The sequence below is a fragment of the Vibrio sp. R10-SF1-ISO8 genome (genome assembly GCF_059833805.1).
In genome coordinates this window covers 442653-463377 of record NZ_JCBDHL010000019.1, presented here as the reverse complement: position 1 = coordinate 463377, position 20725 = coordinate 442653, and the positions used below count along the sequence as shown (strand labels likewise).

The 20725-nt window shown below is 44.4% G+C and carries 22 protein-coding genes; 8 read left to right on the top strand and 14 right to left on the bottom strand.

All coding sequences use genetic code 11. The features are described from left to right. Window positions 1-198: 198 nt before the first annotated feature. The 8 genes from AC6R00_RS17040 to AC6R00_RS17005 form a co-directional block, all read right to left on the bottom strand. Window positions 199-816: a glutathione S-transferase family protein gene (locus tag AC6R00_RS17040; protein WP_500641286.1), complete on the bottom strand. Its 618-nt coding sequence runs from the start codon at window positions 814-816 to the stop codon at window positions 199-201. A 9-nt stretch (window positions 817-825) separates the two neighbouring features. Continuing rightward, entirely contained in the window at window positions 826-1857 is a 1032-nt protein-coding gene (gene curA, locus AC6R00_RS17035) for an NADPH-dependent curcumin/dihydrocurcumin reductase (protein ID WP_500641285.1), read from the bottom strand. Window positions 1858-1956: 99 nt separating this feature from the next. Beyond that, window positions 1957-2541, bottom strand: coding sequence for a TetR/AcrR family transcriptional regulator (locus AC6R00_RS17030; protein ID WP_500641284.1), 585 nt, complete (start codon window positions 2539-2541; stop codon window positions 1957-1959). Window positions 2542-2693: 152 nt separating this feature from the next. Further along, on the bottom strand, window positions 2694-4397 hold the full coding sequence (locus tag AC6R00_RS17025; RefSeq protein WP_500641283.1) for a sensor domain-containing diguanylate cyclase: 1704 nt from the start codon (window positions 4395-4397) through the stop codon (window positions 2694-2696). Window positions 4398-4557: 160 nt separating this feature from the next. Further along, complete coding sequence (gene yqfB, locus AC6R00_RS17020; RefSeq protein WP_500641282.1) at window positions 4558-4872, bottom strand: N(4)-acetylcytidine aminohydrolase; 315 nt, start codon at window positions 4870-4872, stop codon at window positions 4558-4560. Next, window positions 4873-6069 carry a DEAD/DEAH box helicase gene (locus tag AC6R00_RS17015; RefSeq protein ID WP_500641281.1) on the bottom strand — a complete coding sequence of 399 codons (1197 nt, stop codon included), beginning with the start codon at window positions 6067-6069 and terminating at the stop codon, window positions 4873-4875. A gap of 82 nt (window positions 6070-6151) precedes the next feature. Next, a complete protein-coding gene (locus AC6R00_RS17010) occupies window positions 6152-6589 on the bottom strand; it encodes a hypothetical protein (protein WP_500641280.1) in 438 nt (145 codons plus the stop codon). Beyond that, window positions 6589-7065 carry an OsmC family protein gene (locus AC6R00_RS17005; RefSeq protein WP_500641279.1) on the bottom strand — a complete coding sequence of 159 codons (477 nt, stop codon included), beginning with the start codon at window positions 7063-7065 and terminating at the stop codon, window positions 6589-6591. Before AC6R00_RS17005 ends, AC6R00_RS17010 begins: the two co-directional genes overlap by 1 nt. 218 nt (window positions 7066-7283) lie before the next feature. On the opposite strand from AC6R00_RS17005, the gene AC6R00_RS17000 reads away from it, so the two are divergent. Then, window positions 7284-7712, top strand: a complete 429-nt coding sequence (locus tag AC6R00_RS17000) for a hypothetical protein (RefSeq protein ID WP_500641278.1) — start codon at window positions 7284-7286, stop codon at window positions 7710-7712. 66 nt (window positions 7713-7778) lie between these two features. On the opposite strand, the gene AC6R00_RS16995 is transcribed toward AC6R00_RS17000, so the two are convergent. From AC6R00_RS16995 to AC6R00_RS16985, 3 genes are all read right to left on the bottom strand, one after another. Further along, window positions 7779-8531 (bottom strand): substrate-binding periplasmic protein, encoded by a 753-nt coding sequence (locus tag AC6R00_RS16995; RefSeq protein WP_500641277.1) that lies wholly within the window; start codon window positions 8529-8531, stop codon window positions 7779-7781. 92 nt (window positions 8532-8623) lie between these two features. Continuing rightward, window positions 8624-10303 (bottom strand): RluA family pseudouridine synthase, encoded by a 1680-nt coding sequence (locus AC6R00_RS16990; protein ID WP_500641276.1) that lies wholly within the window; start codon window positions 10301-10303, stop codon window positions 8624-8626. A 74-nt stretch (window positions 10304-10377) separates the two neighbouring features. After that, window positions 10378-10779 carry a hypothetical protein gene (locus tag AC6R00_RS16985; RefSeq protein ID WP_500641275.1) on the bottom strand — a complete coding sequence of 134 codons (402 nt, stop codon included), beginning with the start codon at window positions 10777-10779 and terminating at the stop codon, window positions 10378-10380. Window positions 10780-10931: 152 nt separating this feature from the next. Between AC6R00_RS16985 and AC6R00_RS16980 the strand changes: the two genes are divergently transcribed. Further along, window positions 10932-11801: a LysR family transcriptional regulator gene (locus AC6R00_RS16980; RefSeq protein WP_069669310.1), complete on the top strand. Its 870-nt coding sequence runs from the start codon at window positions 10932-10934 to the stop codon at window positions 11799-11801. Window positions 11802-11849: 48 nt separating this feature from the next. Here the strand turns inward: AC6R00_RS16980 and AC6R00_RS16975 are convergent, their stop codons facing one another. Both AC6R00_RS16975 and AC6R00_RS16970 read right to left on the bottom strand, forming a co-directional pair. After that, window positions 11850-12623, bottom strand: a complete 774-nt coding sequence (locus AC6R00_RS16975; protein WP_500641274.1) for a siderophore-interacting protein — start codon at window positions 12621-12623, stop codon at window positions 11850-11852. Window positions 12624-12716: 93 nt separating this feature from the next. Then, window positions 12717-13301: a LysE family translocator gene (locus AC6R00_RS16970; protein ID WP_500641273.1), complete on the bottom strand. Its 585-nt coding sequence runs from the start codon at window positions 13299-13301 to the stop codon at window positions 12717-12719. 145 nt (window positions 13302-13446) lie between these two features. Between AC6R00_RS16970 and AC6R00_RS16965 the strand changes: the two genes are divergently transcribed. The 4 genes from AC6R00_RS16965 to AC6R00_RS16950 all read left to right on the top strand — a co-directional run bounded on the left by AC6R00_RS16965 (window position 13447) and on the right by AC6R00_RS16950 (window position 18485). Continuing rightward, window positions 13447-13887, top strand: a complete 441-nt coding sequence (locus AC6R00_RS16965; RefSeq protein WP_500641272.1) for an Lrp/AsnC family transcriptional regulator — start codon at window positions 13447-13449, stop codon at window positions 13885-13887. Window positions 13888-14087: 200 nt separating this feature from the next. After that, entirely contained in the window at window positions 14088-15083 is a 996-nt protein-coding gene (locus AC6R00_RS16960) for a porin (protein WP_500641271.1), read from the top strand. Between the two features lie 275 nt (window positions 15084-15358). Further along, entirely contained in the window at window positions 15359-16987 is a 1629-nt protein-coding gene (locus tag AC6R00_RS16955) for a methyl-accepting chemotaxis protein (protein WP_500641270.1), read from the top strand. Between the two features lie 454 nt (window positions 16988-17441). Further along, complete coding sequence (locus AC6R00_RS16950) at window positions 17442-18485, top strand: GMP reductase (RefSeq protein WP_004746952.1); 1044 nt, start codon at window positions 17442-17444, stop codon at window positions 18483-18485. 123 nt (window positions 18486-18608) lie between these two features. Here the strand turns inward: AC6R00_RS16950 and AC6R00_RS16945 are convergent, their stop codons facing one another. After that, window positions 18609-19640 carry a phage integrase gene (locus AC6R00_RS16945; protein WP_500641269.1) on the bottom strand — a complete coding sequence of 344 codons (1032 nt, stop codon included), beginning with the start codon at window positions 19638-19640 and terminating at the stop codon, window positions 18609-18611. A 157-nt stretch (window positions 19641-19797) separates the two neighbouring features. Here AC6R00_RS16945 and AC6R00_RS16940 point away from each other — a divergent pair, with 157 nt between their 5' ends. Together AC6R00_RS16940 and AC6R00_RS16935 are read left to right on the top strand one after the other, a co-directional pair. Next, complete coding sequence (locus tag AC6R00_RS16940) at window positions 19798-20205, top strand: ASCH domain-containing protein (protein ID WP_500641268.1); 408 nt, start codon at window positions 19798-19800, stop codon at window positions 20203-20205. Window positions 20206-20209: 4 nt separating this feature from the next. Next, window positions 20210-20725: an ATP-binding protein gene (locus AC6R00_RS16935; RefSeq protein WP_500641267.1), complete on the top strand. Its 516-nt coding sequence runs from the start codon at window positions 20210-20212 to the stop codon at window positions 20723-20725.

Sequence of the window (20725 nt, the reverse complement as noted above, 5' to 3'; positions counted from 1 at the left end):
TTGTTCATGTTTAACAAGTCTTGCAGGACCGTTTATCTACGACAGAGAATAGTAGGCAGGAGCTTAGATATAAAACTGATTGTAGCTATGTTATCGATAGATAATTTCTATCTTGAGGGATGCTAAGAGGATAGATAGAACATTAAAGGCTAGGTAATAAGCTGCCAAACTGAGTTTGGCAGCTTGAAAGCGAACAGGTTATAAGAACTTGATTTCTAGTTGCTGCGCTTTTTGCCATGTTTCATGGCTAGCGAGTTGCTCTGCATAGCGAGTGATATTGGAATAACGCTCTAGCAAACCAAAGTTGGTGAGAATATCGACGATGAAAGACATCATAATATCGGCACCAGTGAGTTTGTCAGCAACTAGGTAACGCTTACCTTCAAGTCGTTGATTAACATAACTCATCACTTTATCCAGTTCGATTGCCGCGTAATCAGGTAAAAAATTCATCGCAGCGCCATCTTTTTCAACGAAAACCTTCAGTAACAACGGCAGAGCTGCGGAGCTCTCAGCAAAGTGAAGCCATTGTAAATAATCTAAGTGGTCGTCGGTTCCTCTTGCCGGCGCCAGTGTATCTGCCGCGTATTTGTCTATCAGATACTCTGTAATAGCACCCGACTCAGTGATCACTCTCCCTGCTTCTTCAATAACCGGAGACTTCCCTAGTGGGTGAATAGACTTTAGCTCTGGCGGAGCTAGAAATGTCACACTATCACGACGATAAGGAACGATCTCATAGTCTACGCCGAGCTCTTCAAGCAACCAGATAATACGCTTGGAACGAGATTGATTTAAATGGTGTAACTTAATCATGTTAGTTCCTTATAGTGCGTCGTTGGTCTTGATAACCAGTTTGCCAAAATTCTTACCTTCTAATAGGCCGATAAATGCTTCAGGAGCCTTATCAAAGCCTTCTACGAGGTGCTCACGGTAATGAATTTTTCCTTCGGCAAGCCATTGACCCATATCTGATGCAAACTCTCCGTAGCGGTGCCCATAATCGTCAAAAATAATGAATCCCTGCATTTTGATTCGTTTGATCAAAAGCTGGGCCATCAGCATCGACATTCTGTCTGGACCTTCAGGTAAAGAAGTAGCGTTGTACTGAGAGATAAGGCCACATAGAGGAACACGAGCACCAGTGTTGAGTAGCGGCATAACAGCATCGAACACCTTGCCACCCACGTTCTCAAAATAGATATCGATACCGTGATTACACGCCGCTGCTAATTGCTGTTCGAAGTTATTTGCTTTGTGATCGAGACAAAGATCAAAACCCAACTTTTCGACTGCGTAACGGCACTTTTCTTCACCACCGGCCACACCAATAACGCGGCAGCCTTTTAGCTTACCAATTTGACCGACCATAGAGCCTACAGCCCCAGTTGCCGCAGCGACCACAAGAGTGTCACCTGCTTTAGGTTGGCCAATATCAAGCAGTCCCATGTAAGCGGTAAAACCAGGCATTCCCATCACGCCTAGCGCATAAGATGGGTGAGTAGGGTTCTTGCCCAATTTAATCAGCCCTTCACCGTCTGAGATACCGTAGTCTTGCCAACCAGTAAAGGCTAATACCCATTCACCAACTTCGTAATCTGGATGATTTGAAGCTTCAACTTGGCAAACGGTTCCCCCAACCATTACTTCATCTAGGGCAACAGGATCAGCGTAGGATTTAGCATCGCTCATACGACCACGCATATAGGGATCCAGAGATAGATAGACGCTGCGAAGCAACATTTCGCCTTGCTGAGGTCGTGGCTTCTCAGACTCTTCTAGGCGGAAGTTTTCAGCTACAGGGGCACCTGTAGGGCGAGAGGCGAGTACAATACGTCGGTTTACGTTATTAGTCATTGAGTGATTTTCCTATTATTAGACCAGTCGTCTAGCTGCTGTTTCAAAAAATTCCCGTAGGACATTTCAACTACGGGAATTGTTCTTGTTTGGTTGATATTAAATCTTTAGTAGTGCTTTGGTTGTTTCTAGGCTGTGTTCAAGATGGGTATGATCTTGAACCAGCTTGTTAAGTAAACTTGCGCCAAGCCACTGTTGATATAGCTGTGTCGCTGTTGCATGAGGATTTACCGCTGATATCGAGCCATCTTTAATACCAGCTTGAATGCATTGAGCGATCAATTCAATGATCCGACCTGCACCTGTTGCTAAAGCGACGCGCATAGTCTCTGACAAATCTGAAACCTCTGCGCTGAGCTTTACGACTAAACAGCGATTGGCATTACATACGCCGTTTTCCACTTCAAGCCAGCGTGAGAAATAACCCATTAATCGCTCGTTAGCATTACCGTCTTCAGAGTTAAAAAATGCGTTAAGTCGCGCAAGATAGGTTCTGAAGTAGTCTTCGATTAAGGCTTCACCAAACTGTTCCTTAGACTTGAAGTAGTGATAAAAAGAGCCTTTGGGTACATCCGCGGCTTTTAATAGTTGCGACAAACCAACAGCCGTAAAGCCTTTGGTCACCACTAATTCATAGCCCACATCGAGTATGTGCTGGCGAGTATCGTTCGTTTTTTCTTTCATGAGGTGCACTATAAATTAAATTAGACCAGTCGTCTAGTTCGTGTTGGCGGCAAATTAAATCTGTACTTTTTGATGTGGGCAAGCGTGATAAATAAACCGGTAAAGCATCACTCATAATCTGAGCTAACAGACTACGAGTGATGAATGTGTGGTTAAGGTTTTCGAGGCAGTATATCTGTGATGGTTGCAGTAGGCGCTTTCTCAACATTGGTATGAGTATGGATAGCTTGGCTACGCCCTTGCTCTTTAGCTTGATAAAGCGCGGTGTCTGCTGCTTTAACCAACTCAGTGGTAGATGCATTTAGCTCTGGGAATGTGGTCACACCGATAGAAACGCCGAGTTGTCCTAAGGAGAGACCCTTCATGTCCAAGTGCAGCTCTCTCACTGATTCGACGATAAGGTTAGCCAGTTTAAGCGCTTCGTCTTTACCCGTCTCAGGGCAGATAATCGCCAGCTCCTCACCGCCCAGTCGACAAGCGACCTGATTCTCTTCGATTGAGCGATTGAGCAAAGCAGACACCTCTTTTAATACGTAATCTCCCGCATCATGACCAAAGTTATCGTTAAAACGCTTAAAATGGTCAAGGTCGAGCATTAGCAGTGACAGTTCAGCATGGTCTTGCTCTGCTTTGGACCATTCTTTGTCAAAAACTTCCTCAAAGTAGCGTCTATTGAACAAGCCAGTAAGCGGATCTCGCATCGCTTGCGAACGTAATTTTTCCTGTAGGCTTAAATTAGCCAGCGCTAATCCAAGGTGCTCAGCGAGAGTAAAGGCTAATTGTTTGGTCTCTTCACTGACTTCCTGAGATTGAATCCCAAAATAGAGATGGAACATACCAACGGTATTACCATGAGCGGTAAGAGGGATGCATAAAGTTGTTCCGTCCTCATCTAAGCCACTCATATGACTGCAGACTAAGTTGTGATGCTTTTCATGAGATAGATGAAACTTACCTTTTCTAAGTGCCCAGCAATCATTTGGTGCATAGACTTTACTCGCTGGCCATTCACCACCCCAGTCAAGTTTCACTTCGAGCTGGTTACGTGACTCGCGCATGATCGACACGCTGCCATTAATGTCGCCGAGTAGCCTAGGGATGATATCTGCGACAACAACTTGCGCTTCTTTAATGCTATTACATGCTGCAAGCATATTGGCGAGTTGGTGCAACAATTCAATCTCACGGGTACTCTTTGCAATCCGCATTTCCTGTTGCTGACGCTCATGGTTGACTACGGCAAAGATTCTTCGATGACTAAACCAAGAAGAGGCAATGAGTACGATAAAGGAAGCGGCCATTAAGGCATCGACAATTAACTCTAGGTCCAGTGTCATTGCGTTAAGCGCGGTAAGCGGCATGGCGAGGCGGATGACATATTTCGTGTCATGCCCATGCTCATCGGGCGGAAGCTCTAAAGTTTTGGCGACATAGAGTAAATCTTGGTTGATAGATTCGCTGTACCGCTTTGATACACCCACTCCGCCACTCAGTGCTTCAGCAATTTCTGGACGATTACTATGGTCATCCAGTGCGTTAATCTCTCGATTTGAAAGCTGCGAGTCGCCAAGTACCTTACCGCTGCTATGTATGATGGTAAAGCGTTGTCCAAAGCGTGATTGGGATAGGTTATCGATAAAGACGTCAATCTCAGGTTGTTCCATATCATAGAGATCGAGTTTCTTTTCGTGTATTTGGTGTGCCACATCATCGAGTAAGCTAGACATGTATCCGCTTACAATACGCTTAGTCCAATCGGCTAGCGTATTATGGAAAAAGTAGCCACCCACAATCATTGAAATGGCGAGCGCTACTATGGGTAAATATTGAAATCTATGTAGAGAAGAAACTGACATTGATACCACACACAATATAAGGTTATTGATTCAATTGAATATTTTGCCTATATATCAGTTTAGCTGCATATCAAAAAAAAGTAGGAGAAGTGAAGGGTTTGGAAGAAAGATCAAGTTTTTAAATGCCCGCAGACGCAGAAAGTGTCTGCGGGCATTTGGTTTAGACTAGCTCGTAGCTAATTTCGAACAATGTGTCCGTGTTAGGGTAGATTTCTCGAATTAACTTTTTCAGCTTAGGCAGTTCAATGTACTCTTGCTGCGCATGAAACTCGTTAATATCATCAAAGTGCAGCGGTTTCACAGACAAGATTTTCACCTCACACACTTTTTCATCGGTCTCTAGGGTGAAAACTTCAACCCTGGTGCCTGGCACGTAGTGAGACTCTGATTCATCGCGAATCGTAATGGTCTTCTTACCTGAGGCGACTAACGGAGTCAGAAACTCGAAGAAGGTGATTTTTGTTGGGGCAGTCATTTAATCTTCCTTTTGCTGACGTTTGTGCTTAGGTACATAATTCAAAATTGAAATGGGTACAGGTTTTCGTGGGGCGAATCCTTTAACTTCACGGCGTTCAATGAGGTGACCCAAGCGTGATTCGATCATGCAAAGGTTTTTGAAGTTGTCTTTGGATACAAAGGAGATTGCCTCACCTTGTGCATCTGCACGACCTGTACGTCCAATACGGTGTACATACTCATCGGCAGGGAACGGCAAATCATAGTTAATCACACGCGTTAAACCTTCAATGTCGATACCGCGAGCGCCAACCCCTGTTGCGATCATGTACTTAATCTTACCAGCTTTGAAGTCTTCCAGCAGTTTTGAACGAACCGCTTGGCTACGGCCGCTGTGGAATGCTTCGGCCATAATGCCACGTTTTTCGAGCTGAGAGGCGAGCTTAGCAGCGCCATGTTTTGTTTCGATAAATATCAGCGCTTGGTCCCAATCATTCTCATTGATTAGATGGCTCAGTAGGGCAGATTTCTTGTCTTTATCAACGGTAATCAGCCATTGCTCGATGTTCTTCTTCGAGGCTTGATTGGCTGCAATGGAGATCTCATAAGGGTCGTGTACCGCTGTTTTTGCTAGGTCTCGAACCTTGTTTGAAAGCGTGGCAGAGAACAGAAGGTTCTGAATATCTGTAGGTAAGCGATCAAGGATTTTGTTGATATCATCAATAAAGCCCATATCCAGCATGCGGTCAGCTTCATCTAGCACCAAGACTTCGACTTCGTCAAAATGTACCGCGCGCTTGCCGTACATATCAATCAGACGCCCCGGCGTTGCAACGAGAATATCGACACCTTCGATTAACGCTTGTTTTTGAGCTTGTTCGTCGACGCCACCATACATGGCGAGAGAAGTCAGAGGTAGGTGCTGGCTGTAATCTTGAATCTTCTGTTCAACCTGAACCGCTAGTTCGCGAGTCGGGGTTAGAATGAGAGCTCGAATGCGCTTTTTACGTTGTGTTTCACCTTGACTAAGTTTCTCTAGAATTGGTAACACAAAGCTTGCGGTTTTACCCGTTCCCGTTTGTGCAGCGGCGATCAGATCTTCTCCGCGGAGAATGACAGGAATCGCTTTAGTTTGGATATTGGTGGGTTTTTGATAGCCAAGTTGAGAAATAGCATCAGTGATAGGTTGGCTTAAGCCGAGTTTCGAGAAAGACATGCTTACACTCTGAATCTAGATTAAATCAGGGGGGAGAACCCCATAGTTGCAGCAGAGTGTAGCATGAAGAAGGGGGGGACAATTAGCTTTGTTTTTCCAGATACCAATTGCCTTTGCAGATGCCGTTTTTCAAATGCCACTCACCGGAGATTCGATTGCCGCTTGCCTTGCCTGTAAAACGATAGTCCCACTGGTTATTGGTGGCGTAGAGTACAAGTCCGCCTTCGCTTGATTCTATCCAGCCTTTTAATGGTGTGCCATTGTAAGTCAAAATGAATTGAGCAAATCCTTCAGCAACGGTGCCAGTGATAGTGGTCTTTGAACACATATTGTTGCCGCTTACGTCGATTCTTCGACCTATCCATTGTCCATCAAACTCGTGTGAAACAGTAAAATCTGGTTGTGAAGGTAATTTAGGGAAAGTATCTGGATTGTTTGAACCGAAAAGTTTTGATTGTTGACCGACAACGACAAAGATACCGAAGCCGATAAAGGTAGCGATAAGAAATAGTTTCTTCATTAGTGGCCCATTTGGACAATTTCGGTTGTGATATCTGTTGTCACGGAGTTTGCGATAAAGCAGTGTTGATGTGCTAGGTGATGTAGCTTTTCGAGTTGTTCCAAGGAGGGTTGCTTTTCACCTTTAAACTCGATCTTCGGGCGCAGTATGACTTGTGTGACGGAGCTTCTACCTGATGAGTCTTCTTCAAGAAAACCTACGGCCTCATCGGTATAGCTGTCTATGATGTAGCGGCGTTTCGCAGCAATGCCAAGAAAGGTCAGCATATGACAACTTGAAATGGAGGCGATAAAGGCTTCTTCTGGGTCGACGTTTTCTTCTACCGACAGAGGGAGTGGAATGACATGGGGTGATGATGAAGCAGGTACAGTGATTCCACCATCAAAATGCCATGTATGGGCGCGACTGTATTGATTGTCGTTGAAGGCTTCACTTGGGCCACGTTGCCACTTTACCGCAGCGCTAAACTTGGACATCACTTTCATTCCTTTTGGTCGCTCATTCCGCCAATAGATTGTCTTACACGATAGAATGACTAGGTAGAAGCGTTGCCACTTAAAATTTGAGCGTGCCTCACAGGAATTGCACTGAGAGCTTGGCTTATCAATGATTTTCCATCGCTATGTTTTATCGTTGAGGTGTTTTAAAATTCAATGAATAAAATTCCTTAATATGTCATGCAGGAAAACAATCAATGGGTAAGAGCCACAAACAGTTTTACCTAGAAGTGGTAGGCAAACAGCTATTTGTTTTGATCATAGCTGCACCATTAATGTATCAGCTGACTTTTGAAGCGATGCAGGAAATGGAAAAGGGTAACCAGTCTGCGATATTGGCTGTGATTGGTTTATTGATGGCGGCAGCGATTGTTGGGGTTTTTGAAGCAACCTACCAAAAGACCCAGTTGGCTTTTCCAGTTCATCGCTACTTGGTTCATTTGACTAAAGCGCTGCTCTTTATCGGTATTACAGAGTTGATGCTGTTGGCCGTCGCCGCGATAGGGACCACGTATCATGTTTTTGATGATCCGCTGCTTTGGGCTCTTATTCCTATCTATCTCGCGCTATATCTATATGACTGGTGGGACGCGATTGCGGCTTCGTCTCGTGACAATATCTGCTGATTAGTCGTTAACAACGAGAAGCTCTATACCATGCTAGAGCTTCTCTTTTATAGGTGAATGCATCCATTACTGTTTGTATTTACCTTCAATTGAAGCTTGTCTGTATTGCTCAAGCTTACCTTCGGCTTCTAATTTGGCTAGTCCGCGATTAAAGGCGTCTAACAGTTCTTGGCTACGTGGCGAGTTTTTTGAAATGATCACGAAGTAGTCTCGCTCTGTAAGCATCTTAGCATTGGGTTCAATCGTACCAGTAAGGCCAAGCTTGGTCACTGTTTCCATACCGACATCCATATCTTCCAAAACTACATCTAAACGACCAGCTTTGAGCTTTTTATAGTTGTTTTCAGCGCTTGCGATACGCTGTATTTTGACCGTTCCAGCTTTTTCTAGATCTTCAATACCATAGGCATAGCCGGTGACCCCCCCGATTTTTAATGACGACAGATCTTCTCGGTTACTCCAAGTGACGGGTTTGCCTTTTTGTTGAAATAGTGCGGTACTCAGAGTAATAACAGGGTTGGAATAGAGGAAGTGCTGTTCACGGTCTGGGTTTTTACTCCAAATAAGAGAGCCGTCATAGTTACCCGCTTTTGCTTCTTCAAAACCTCGTTTCCAAGGCATGTAGTCAAACTCTACGGTGTAACCTTCAGCTTCGAAAGCTTCCCGTACAATTTGAGTGATAAATCCCCCTTGTTTGAGAGACTTAGATTGATAAGGGGCCCACTCGCCATTAGCAAGCTTAACCGTATTTGCATAAGAAATGTGAGAGACAGAAAGGGCAAAGATTAAAGCGATGAGCTTGAAGCTTTGTTTGAGCATAGTGCAATCCTCTAGAGAATGTCAGTATCTAAAGAATAGTTGCTGATATTCATATCACCAACGAAAGGTTGATGATATGAATCAACGAAAGTTTAGAAGTTCTCAGGTGCTTCGAAGGTCATAGGTTGTTTTGAGTAGGGATGTTCGAGCTCCAATCGCTCGGCATGCAAATGCAATCGCTCTGCTTTTTCGCCATACAAGGTGTCGCCAACCATAGGCAGGTTAAGTCCTAAGTGGTGAGCACAATGTACTCGGAGTTGATGAGTACGACCCGTTTTAGGGTACATGTAGAGTTTGCTTCTGCCGTTCACCGTAGAAATTTCTTCCCAGTAGGTTTGCGCGGGCTTACCGTGCTCAAAGCAGACCAATTGGCGAGGGCGATCGACCGGGTCACCACGCATTGGCAGATCTATTTCACCACTAGACTCAGAGACTGATCCTTCAAGTAAAGCGACGTAACGTTTTTGCACGCTGCGAGAGATAAACTGCTTTTGCAAACTTTTATTGGCGCGCTTGGTTAAGGCAAACACCAGTAAACCAGACGTTGCCATATCAAGTCTATGGATAACAAAAGGCCCTTCGACATCAGGGTAACGCTGTTGAAGTCGGGTGTAGGCCGAATCTGTGATGGTTTTTCCCGGCACAGATAGCAACCCAGAAGGCTTATTGACGATAACCATCGCGTCATCTTCAAATAAGATCTCTAGTTCTTTATCTTCCGCCCAATTTTCTTCGAGCGGATTGTCGTCAACCAACATGCCTTCAAGCATATGCCCAAGGATCGGCTGGCATTTACTGTTACACGAAGGATAGAACTTAGTGTGCTGACGAATTTCAGATTTGGGTGAAACGCCCCACCAAAACTCAGCCAGTGCTAGCGGCTTAAAGCCATGCTTAAAGGCGTAGTGGAGTAGCTTAGGTGCTGCACATTCACCTGCTCCCGCTGGTGGAATCGGAGAGGTAGTGGGGGCAAAAATTGATTTTAGAGACCGTTCTTCAGCGCGAATGTTTAAGAAACGGTATTGCTCAAAAAGCTTGTTTTGCAAAGCATTAGAGAGCAGTTTGCGTTTCTCTTTTAAAGTATTGAGTGACGTTGTCAGTTCATTTAGCTTTGAGCTGACGCCAGCGATTCTCTCTTCCCACTCTAACTTTAAGTACTTAAGGACGTTTTTCTCAGCGACGCTTTCTTTACTCAATTCAACGAGTAGAGCATCAAGTTGGCTAGAGTCGAGGTTGGCTTCGCCTTGTTTTCTCTGTTCTTTTCGCCTAGCGCGCCCTTCAATAATCGCGTCACGTTGCTCTTGCTCTGCCTCTGCATAACCTTGTTCCAGCTGACTTAATGCCTCTTTAAGCTGCAAAAGTTCTGGGTTGGATTGCTCTACTTTAACCGCTTGATTGAGCTGAGTGATCTCAGCGAGATCTGTTCGAAAGAAGCTCTCTTCCGCTAACATGTCAAACACAGGTGGAACAAAGCCGGGCAATAAGTTTTGGTCGGCGATTTTGCCAGAAAACGCAGAGAAATAGCCTATTTCGCCTTCGGGAGACTGAACAAGAAGCACGCCGAACATCTTACCTGTGCCATCTGGGTTACCATCAATACCAAAATCATGATGCCAAGCTCGTTGCACAGTAAGGTGGCGTTGCAGCTGCTGCGCGGCTAGGACACACAGTGGGTGAGGCTGGTAGTAAAAAGGAAAGGTAAACTTCTCGGGTAGTGGATACGATTGGATATCACTATCGAAACGAGTGAAAAGCTGGTTTGGGTGGTGCATTAAAGTATTCACTACAGGTAAAATCAATTGGGCGTGATTTTACCTGTTTGTGAGCATATTTCTAGTTTAGAAAACTAGCGAACGTAATTGATCTGCGCTGAAATAAACCAGTGCTGAACCGTGCCATCCGCTCTTTCAACCCAAAGGTCATTGTCTAACTGCTTCACACGACCATTAATCGTAATTGAAAGCTTGTTCTCATCTGTTTGGTTTACTTTGATGAAAGGGTCTGAAGTAATCAGAAACGGGGTCGCATCTTTTACCGAACTGTTTTCATCGATTAGAAAGAAGTGATTCAGTTTGCCATCTTCGGGCTTGGTCGAGATTGCCTTGTGACCGATGAGCTTGAACCCTTCACCAACAGGTTGATTAAGAATTTCGCTACTGAGTCTGACATGGGTAGGGATAAAAACCCAAGCGAGAACAAGGGCAATAGTGACCAAGGCAGCGCCTAGAGATATTTTGAGTTTCGACATGCTGTGTTATTGAGATGTTTGGAACAGAGGCACATATTAGCACAGTTCTATACTCCAATTCGCGCTAGGCTTGGCGATTTTCTAAGTGGTATTACTGTTACAGGTTTGCAATAATGACAGTGGTTTAATAAGACAATATTACAGAAATCACTATGGCAAATTGGGAAGGAGTGAGCGAGTTTGTCGCAGTTGCAGAAACTCAATCTTTCACCTCTGCTGCAAAGAAGCTCGATACATCGGTCGCGCAAATAAGCCGTAAAGTCGCTCTGTTAGAAGAAAGACTGGCCGTTAAGCTGTTCAATCGCACCACACGTAGAGTCTCGGTAACGGAAGCTGGGCAGCTCTATTATCAGCAATGTAAGCATCTCGTCGAAGGTCTAGAGCTGGCTGAACTGGCTGTTACTCAAATGCAGTCGACACCTAAAGGTCTACTAAAGGTGACCGCTCCCGTCACTTTCGGTGAACAAAACCTCGCCCCATTATTGCACCAATTCTTAGAACTCTATCCGCAAGTCGACTTAGAGCTAATGTTGACCAACCAAAAGCTTGATTTGATCGAGGTAGGCGTTGATGTTGCGATTCGTTTGGGGAAATTGCAGGATTCGAGCTTAATTGCCAAGCGATTATCGAGTCGGCAATTGTATGTGTGTGCAAGTCCTAGCTATCTAGAAAGGTACGGCGAGCCACATACTTTATCCGAACTTAACCATCATCAGTGTCTTGTTGGGTCAGTTGATTACTGGCGTTTTCGTGATTCTAAAAGTGAAAAATCGATACGGGTTTCAGGAAGAATACATTGCAACTCAGGCTACGCACTGCTTGATGCAGCAAAACGGGGGCTTGGATTAGTACAGCTCCCGGATCACTATGTGAAAGAAGCGCTAGAGGCCGGAGAATTAGTCGAGGTGCTTTCGGAGTATCGTGATGAGCGAGAGGGGATCTGGGCACTTTACCCGCAAAACCGAAATCTCTCGCCAAAAGTACGCTTACTGATCGACTTCTTGGCGGAGAACTTTGATTAAGACCAAGAGAAGGCGTCTCTTAGTCTTATTACACAGTAAAACCTTGAATTAAGCTTCTTGCTCTTCAGCGTCTTGGCGCTTAATCACTTTGTGACCGTCTTCTGAAACACCTTGTTTCCAGTAGCTGCTAATGTAGATGTTCTCGCGTTCGACTTCTTTCTCGTTGCGGAAGTACTGACGCAGCGCGCGCATTGAATCGAACTCACAAGCACACCAAACGGACGCTTTACCAGCCAACCAAGGCAGATCGCGAACTGCTTGTGCCAAGTTATCATTCTCAAAGATCCATTTGACTTCAAAATGCTCTGGGGCTTCGATGGGTTGAATATCTTGCTCAGAGATAACTTTAATCACAGCGTAGCCTTTTGCATCCGCCGGGAGACGTCGAATCTTGGCCGATAGGGCAGGTAGGGCTGTCATGTCTGCGGTCATGAAAAACCAATCCGCGTCTGTGCTCATGTCTTGTATCGTGCCTGGGCCGGCAATATGAATGGAAGCACCAACCTGAGCCTTCATCGCCCAGCGCGCAGCAAAACCGCACTTAAGATCGTGAGTGATGTGTTTAACAAAATCGACTTCAATGGTTCCCGCTTGCTCGTCAAACTTACGAATGGTGTAAGTACGCATCACTGGGCGCTCATCGCCTGATAGCTGTTGTGGGTCAGTGTCACCAGAAGGCGTAAACAATAGCTTGATGTAGCCACCCTCACAGTTGTTTGGAAACTCTTTTAGCGCATCACTTTGAAAGGTAATGCGCTGCATGTTTGGCGTGATAGAGACGGTTGAAGATATGGTAACGTGCTTTGGTGATGGCTTTTTCATGTGCTAACTCGAGAATTGTTCTTGTTCTCATCTAGGTTAACAGCACACAACAGAGTTAGATAGTATCTTTAACCAAATTTACATTCCTGACATCTATATCATCGGCAGTGTGGAGCCAACCAATAAGACTGCCATCAGGATATTGAAGCTTCGGATGCGTAAAGCGCTAGTTAGCCAACGTTGAAGCTCTCGACCTGCCAAAATCCAAAATGAACCCGATGGGAAATTGACCAATAAAAAGGTCGCTGAAATGATCATTAGTTCAATCCATCCGCCACCATTGCTATATAGAGTGACGGAACTTAGCGCCATAGACCAACCTTTTGGGTTTACCCACTGAAAACTGGCTGCCCCTAGGAATGTCATAGGGCGAAAATTATCGACGTCTTTTGCGCGCCCACTTAACGCGATTTTAACTGCTAAATAGGCAAGATAAGCCAAGCTGACATACTTCAATACAAGGTGGGCGATTGGATACGCTTCAAACACCGCTGACAAGCCAAGCCCAACAAGCAAGACCATAAATGCAAAACCAAATGCAATTCCGCACATGTGAGGTAACGTACGCATATAGCCGACATTAGCGCCTGAAGTCATCAGCATTAAGTTATTTGGCCCCGGTGTAAAGGTCGAGACAAAGGCAAATATCACAAGAGCAGTGAGTTGTTCGAATTCCATGAGATGTCCTATTTCTATCGTGAAAGCAATAATATTGCGTAGTAACGCTTGTCTTGACCGGTCAATCACTATATTAGGTGGAATAGTGCGCAATTATGTGTTTTTATTCGAATGACTAGGACTAATTGCGCAATAAAGGTGAGAAATGGATAAGTTCGACGAAAGAATATTGCAAGAACTCAAAAGAGACGGAAGAATCTCCAATGTCGAGTTAGCAGAGCGTATTGGTTTATCGGCTTCAGCCACGCTTAGGCGCGTCCAAGATCTTGAAAAACGCGAGGTGATTAAAGGCTATCGAGTCATGCTTGATAATAGCCAACTTGGTGTCGGCTTTGTCGCTTATGTCTCTATCGGCCTTGCCAGTCATAGAAAACAAGCCCAACTAGAGTTCGAAGAACACGTCAGATTCGTTGATGAAGTCGTTGAGTGCCACAACATCACAGGCGCTAACGAGTATTTACTTCGAGTTGAGACCAAAGACTTACCAAGCTACAAGAAGTTTCATGCCGACGTATTAGGTGAGTGCACTCAAGTACAGTCTATCACTACTATGGTGGTCATGGATTCACCCAAAGACGAGCGCTAAGCTTGTTACCAACACAATTATATTGCGTCTGTATTAAAATTAACTGATTGATTTTGTTTATTTTACTGTAATGAACCATAAATATAATCGACATTTAATCGTAATGGATTAGCAATCAAAACGTCATTCTGTCCATCTAATTTATCTCGCATCAACAGTTCGAGCACAGAAGCTCATTCTAAATGTAAAGGGTAAATAAGATGAAAAAAGCAGTGGCAGCGTCTGCAGTATTTGCAGCACTTGTATCGGGTTCTTCACTTGCAGCGACAGTGTACAAAGCTGATGGTACTGAGCTGAAAGTCGGTGGTCGCGTAGAGTTTCGTGGTGACTTCATTGGTACAAGCAAAGGTGCAGAGATTAAAGGCACGATGGACGATAGCACTCGAGCACGTCTAAACCTGAAAGGCAAATCTGAGATTACTGAGGGCATGTCAGCGTTTGGTGTCTATGAAGCTGAGCAAGATACAGGTAAAGATGAGTTTGAAAACCGTTACATGTATGCAGGTCTAGACTTTGATGGTCATGCACTGTCGTTTGGTCGTCAAGACATGGCTGCCGTTATCGTATCGGATCTGACAGATATCTCGGAGTTCTCTGGTGTTCAGCAGGTGATTAACTCTGCAAGCGACAAAGAAGACAGCGTGTTTGCTTACCGCGGTGCATTCGATGCGTTTCAACTTCAAGCCACTTACCAAGCAAATAGCGATGAAGACACTGACGGTTACAGCATCTCAGGTCTTTATTCAGCACCGTTTGGCTTAGATCTGGGCCTAGCGTTCTCAGGTGCTGATCTAGGTAAAGGAAACGGTAGCCAAAACCAGATCCTTGGTGGCCTAGGTTATACACTAGACGCTCTTTACTTAGGTGCGACGTACTCAGTCGGCGACCTAGATGACAAAGCAACAGGCACAAGCGATAAAGAGTTTAAAGCGCTTGAGGTTGCTGCGAAATACAAATTTACAAAACAGTTCTCTGCTGCGGTGGTTTACACCAATCAAGAAAACGAAGCGGCAAATGGCACTAAAGCGGATGCGACGGATGGGGTAGAAGTAGCGGGTTACTACAAGTTCAACGGTAACTTCCGTACTTATGTTTCCTACTTCTCCAACGGTATTAAGTCGACAGATGCTGACGCAGACGGCTTTAAGGACACGGGTGAAGATACGCTTCGTTTAGGTGTGCGTTACGATTTCTAATCACAGAGTTGCCTGAAATTCTGTCCCATTGGCCAAGCATTAGCTTGGCCTTTTTTGTTCTATATCAAAGAGGTTGCTATTCAGTTAATTTATAAATCAATTGCATATGGATGATAAGTTTCTGTTGTAAAACTGAAGCTTACAAGATAAATCAATGCGAACTAAGCAGAATTCAAATGTGACTTCGATCACGCCTTGTGCTAGAGTTCACGCACTTTATCTATGGGAATCTTCCCACTTCAAGGATGAGTCCAACGACTTGAATGAGAAAAATAATGCAATTGTCCCTTAAAAATTTGTCTATTCGAACACAGGTATTAGTACCTGTTATCTTCACAACGTTCGCGCTATTTATCGCATTGTGGATCACCAAAAGTAATCTAGAGGCAGAGCAAGAAATTATCAGCTCTAACACAGATTCCCTCGTGTATTACAAAGACACCTTGGCAAAAATCGATGATCAAGTTTATCCGTTACGTATTAGTGCGGTGTATGCCATTTACGATGATTCTCGCCGCCAAGTGTTTTTGAACGAACTTAAAACAAGCTTAAAAGAGATTCAAAAAGATCTCGACTTGATGGCTAGTCGCGACACATTCAGAGATGAAGTACGAGTGGTGCGCCGTGCTATTGAAGATTACGTACAATACTCTCACCGAGCAGTGGAGCTGTTTTCACAAAGGGACAGCGGCCAAGTGAGCGCGCAAGAGTACAACAGCTTTATCGCTAAGTATCGTGACTCTGGCAATCAAATGGTCGGCGCCATTAATACTTTATCTGCACAAGTTAATGAGTTCGCGACCGATGCCATGGAACATAGCGCTGAGCAAAACACAAAAGTTAAAAACATGGCAATGTACATGGTACTTACTGTTCTTGTTGCCTCTTTAGCTGTCGCTTGGGTACTTTCAGGCATGATTGTGAAACCAATCCTTCAACTGCAGAAAGTGATGCGTAAGCTAGCACATGGTGATCTTTCTGTTCGTGCTAAGGTCGATGGTGATAATGAAGTCTCTCAACTGAGTACTGATGTGAACCAAACCGCTGAGCAACTTCACAGCACGGTAGAAGAGTTAAGCCGTATTAGTGAGGAAGTCGCTTCCGCTTCTACTGAGTTAGCTGCCGTGATGACGCAAGCGCAAGCCAATGCTCAGCAAGAGCTAGCTGAGATTGAGCAAGTCGCATCTGCAGTCAACGAGCTTTCTAGCACCGCAGATAACGTAAGTGATAACGCTCAGATGGCAGACTCAAAAGCACGTGAAGCCGATCAATTGGCTAAATCTGGCTTGGATATCTTTGAAGAGAGCAGTCAAGCAAGTGCTCAAATGGGCAATGCACTAAACGAAGCTGCGCAAGTTGTTCTAACTCTTAAAGAGCAGTCTGAACAAATCAATGATGTGATTGAAGTTATTCGCGGTGTTTCAGAGCAGACTAACCTTCTAGCACTGAACGCAGCAATTGAAGCAGCGCGTGCGGGCGAATCTGGTCGTGGTTTTGCAGTGGTTGCGGATGAAGTTCGAATGCTGGCAGCAAGAACTCAAGAATCAACGGGCGAAATCCAGGCCATCATTGAAGAGCTACAGAAGCAGTCTGGTCTTGCTAACGATAGCATGCAGCTTAGCCTTGAAATGCTGGAGAAAAACAATGAGCTATCATTACAAGCTAACAGCGCGCTACAGGGTATTACAGAGTCTGTAACGAATATCAATGATGCCAATACCCAAGTTGCAACCGCAGCAGAGCAGCAGTCTCAGGTAACGCAAGACATTAACCGTAATGTTGTGAATATGTCTGAGCTGGTTAATCAAAACGTTTCCGGCATTTGTCAGAGTGCAAGTGCGAGCAATGAGCTGTCTACGTTAGCAGAAAAACAGAAAGCTCAGCTTTCATTCTTTAAACTGTAATCAAACGCTTTAATTTCAAGAAGCAGCCATTTTCGGCTGCTTTTTTTGTATTTGCGTAAAAAATTTTGAAAATTCTTTTGCCGAGAAAGGGTAAAAATTAGAGTTTAAAGGTGATTATTGACGAGTGAATCAACCAATCGATCAGAAGTTGGACAGCGTAAAGAGGAAAAGGATTGCGCAAACGGTTAGCAAGCTTTGAGTTAAGTGATTGTTTTTAAGAGAGAAGAGCGAATAATTGCTGAGAAAGGAGTTACTTAGGTATGCAACTTAACCGAACTGTATCACAAAAAAATTGGAAATATCAGTCTTGCGGGAAATAAATCACGACCTATAATGCTGAAAACCGGAGCGTCTGCCAACGCTCCGGTTTTTTTGTGTCCGAAACTCAGTAAAGCGTCTGCTAACGTTTACCGAAAACGCACGACACGTAAATTTGCTTATAGGAAAATTTATCATGCGTATCGAACAAGAACTTAAGTTAGGCTTTAAAGATGTACTATTTCGCCCGAAGCGTTCTACTCTTAAAAGTCGTTCTCAAGTTGAATTAACCCGCGATTTTACATTCAAGCATAGTGGTCGTCAATGGTCTGGCACACCAGTAATTGCAGCAAACATGGATTCAGTCGGTAGCTTTGAAATGGCGAAGGCTCTAGCGGAACATGGCGTGATGACTGCAATTCACAAACATTACACCGTAGAGCAATGGGCTGACTTCGTGAAATCAGCGGATCAAAAAACACTAAATAACGTGTTTGTTTCTACGGGGACTTCAGATGCTGATTTCGAAAAAACAAAAGAAATCATGGCGCTATCTGAAGAACTTATCTTTATCTGTATTGATATCGCGAACGGTTACTCTGAGCACTTAGTTGAGTACGTAGAAAAGGTACGTGCCGCATTCCCTAACAAAGTTATCTCTGCGGGTAACGTTGTAACTGGCGACATGTGTGAAGAGCTTATCCTAGCAGGTGCAGACATAGTGAAAGTGGGTATCGGCCCTGGCTCTGTATGTACAACTCGCGTTAAAACAGGTGTTGGTTATCCTCAGCTTTCTGCAATCATCGAATGTGGTGACGCTGCGCACGGCCTTGGGGGGATGATCATTGGTGACGGTGGTTGTTCATGTGCAGGCGACGTAGCAAAAGCCTTCGGCGGCGGCGCTGACTTCGTTATGCTAGGCGGTATGCTAGCAGGCCACGAAGAATCAGGCGGCGAAGTGATCGAGCAAGACGGCAAAACTTTCATGAAGTTCTACGGCATGTCTTCACAGTCGGCAATGGACAAGCACTCAGGTGGTGTGGCTAAGTACCGCGCTGCTGAAGGAAAAACCGTACTATTGCCATACCGCGGCTCTGTTCACGGCACTATCTCTGACATCCTTGGTGGTGTTCGTTCAACTTGTACATACGTAGGCGCAGCAAAGCTTAAAGAGCTAACTAAGCGTACGACTTTCATCCGTGTGCAAGAGCAAGAGAACAACGTTTTCGGTAAAGAGTAATTCGATAACTCTTCGGAAAATACGAAATATTAAGAGCCGCTTTTAGCGGCTCTTCTTTTGCCTGAAAATCGTAAAGTGGCGACAAAGTGGCGACAGCCAGCGAAAAATTTTTTGTGGCGACAACTACAAGTTAGCGAGTGGGTTGTGAGTGATAGCTTCTGATAGGTGATCTGGAGCGAAGTGAGCATAGCGCATTGTCATACTAATATCTGCATGGCCGAGGATATCTCGCAACACCAGAATATTCCCACCGTTCATCATAAAGTGGCTGGCAAATGAATGGCGCAGAACATGCGAAGCCTGGCCAGAGGGTAGGGTAATGCCGAGTTTGTTTTTAAGGATGTAGCAAAAGGGTGTGTAGCATTCTTGGAACAACTTACCTGAGGTTGGCTTATAGATCTCATGATAAAGCTCTTCAGAGATAGGTACAGAGCGATTCTTCTTAGTTTTAGTGTTGGTATAGGTGACTTTGTATTGAGTGAGCTGAGAGCCGTTAAGTTGCGCAGCCTCATTCCAACGCGCACCGGTGGCAAGGCAAAGTTTAACTATCTTGAGCATATCTTCTCTATTGTGCAGGGCGACTAACTCCAATAGCAGGGCAATTTGCTCCTTATGTAAGAAAGCCATGCTACGCTCGTGATCTTTAAAGGGTTTAACATCCTCAATAGGGTTGGGGAGTTTCCACTCTCCCAGTTCTTTCAGCTTGCTGAAAACAGCTTTAAATCTAGCGAGCTCAGAATTCAGCGTAGCGATACTCGGTGCCCCTTTTTGCCATCGGTCATCAACAAAGCTAATTTGCCCATGCATGCGCTGACTGCGAAAGTCTGAATACAACCTAGCGTTTAGAAGGGTAGCTAGTGGGTTACCCATAGCATCACTCATCTTTTGCAGTTTGCTATAAATTACAGCTCCGTTAGCGAGCGTTGCGCCATAGCGCGTAAACCAAATGTCGATAAGCTCAGATAGCCTTCTATGATCTGGCTTATCGCCTTGCCAGGGCTTGTCCTCAACTTGACGCATGACAAACCGCTCGTAGGCAGCAGCTTCACCTTTGGTGGCGAAACGCTTTCTTACTCGCTTACCAGAGCGACCATTTGGGTAGCATTCACATAGCCAAGGCTTTTTAGAACCATCTTTTAAGTTGCGGATAGACATGGAAAATTTACCGAAATTACTGTATATTAATACAGTATCATTCGTTTTGGTACATTCAATGTTTAGTTGGTACAAACTCGCACATTGTCAGATTTTCTGATGAAATCATGAGTGTTTGGGTTTAATATTCGCACCTAGAAAAAATAAGAGCTATACCATGAAAGCGTTATTGTCGATCAAACCAGAATTTGTAGAAAAGATTATCTCGGGCGAAAAGTTGTTCGAGTATCGCAAAGCTATCTTCAAAAGACCTGACGTGAAGTCAGTAGTAATATATTCGACCATGCCAGAAGGTAAGATTGTTGGTGAGTTTACTATCGGGGATATCTTAGCTAAACATCCTGAAGAATTATGGGAAGAAACCAAATCTGCATCCGGCATTAATAAGTCGTTCTTTGACGAGTACTTCTCAAATAGAGAAGTGGCTTACGCTATTCAAATCAAAGACTTCAAAAAGTACGATAATCCGATAGATCCATACCAAAAAGAGAGAGGCTTTAAAGCCCCTCAGTCATTTAAGTACTTAGAAAGCAATTCGTCATTGCTTGTATGTTCCGCCGCTTAACCTGATGAAAAACATTATTTTTATTTGTGGTGTCCATGGGGTTGGAAAGGGGACTCTTAGTCGAGATTTGAGTTCTAATCTTGGTATGAGTGCATACAGTGCAAGTGACATTATCAAATCTAATTCAAGCTATATCGAAAGTGGTAAACTCGTTTCATCCTCAAACAACAATCAGTTAGCTCTAATCAAGGGACTTCATAAAATACCTGATGACAACCTATTGCTAGACGGCCATTTTTGTCTTCTTAGTAAAGATTTTTCCGTGTTGGATATTGAGTACGAAGTATTCGATGCTATTGCGCCTAAGTTGATTATCTACGTCTACGCCGAAGCTACGGAAATATCTAGACGATTGCTTAAAAGAGACGGTGTGGCACCGAGTGTTTCAATGATTTCCAAATTGCAGAAGCGAGAGAAGTCGCGATCAGTTCAATTTAGTCAAGAACGTGGTATTGTATGTGTTTCATATACATCCGGTGATTCGATTGAGAACCTGATGGAAGTCATTAGAAATATATAG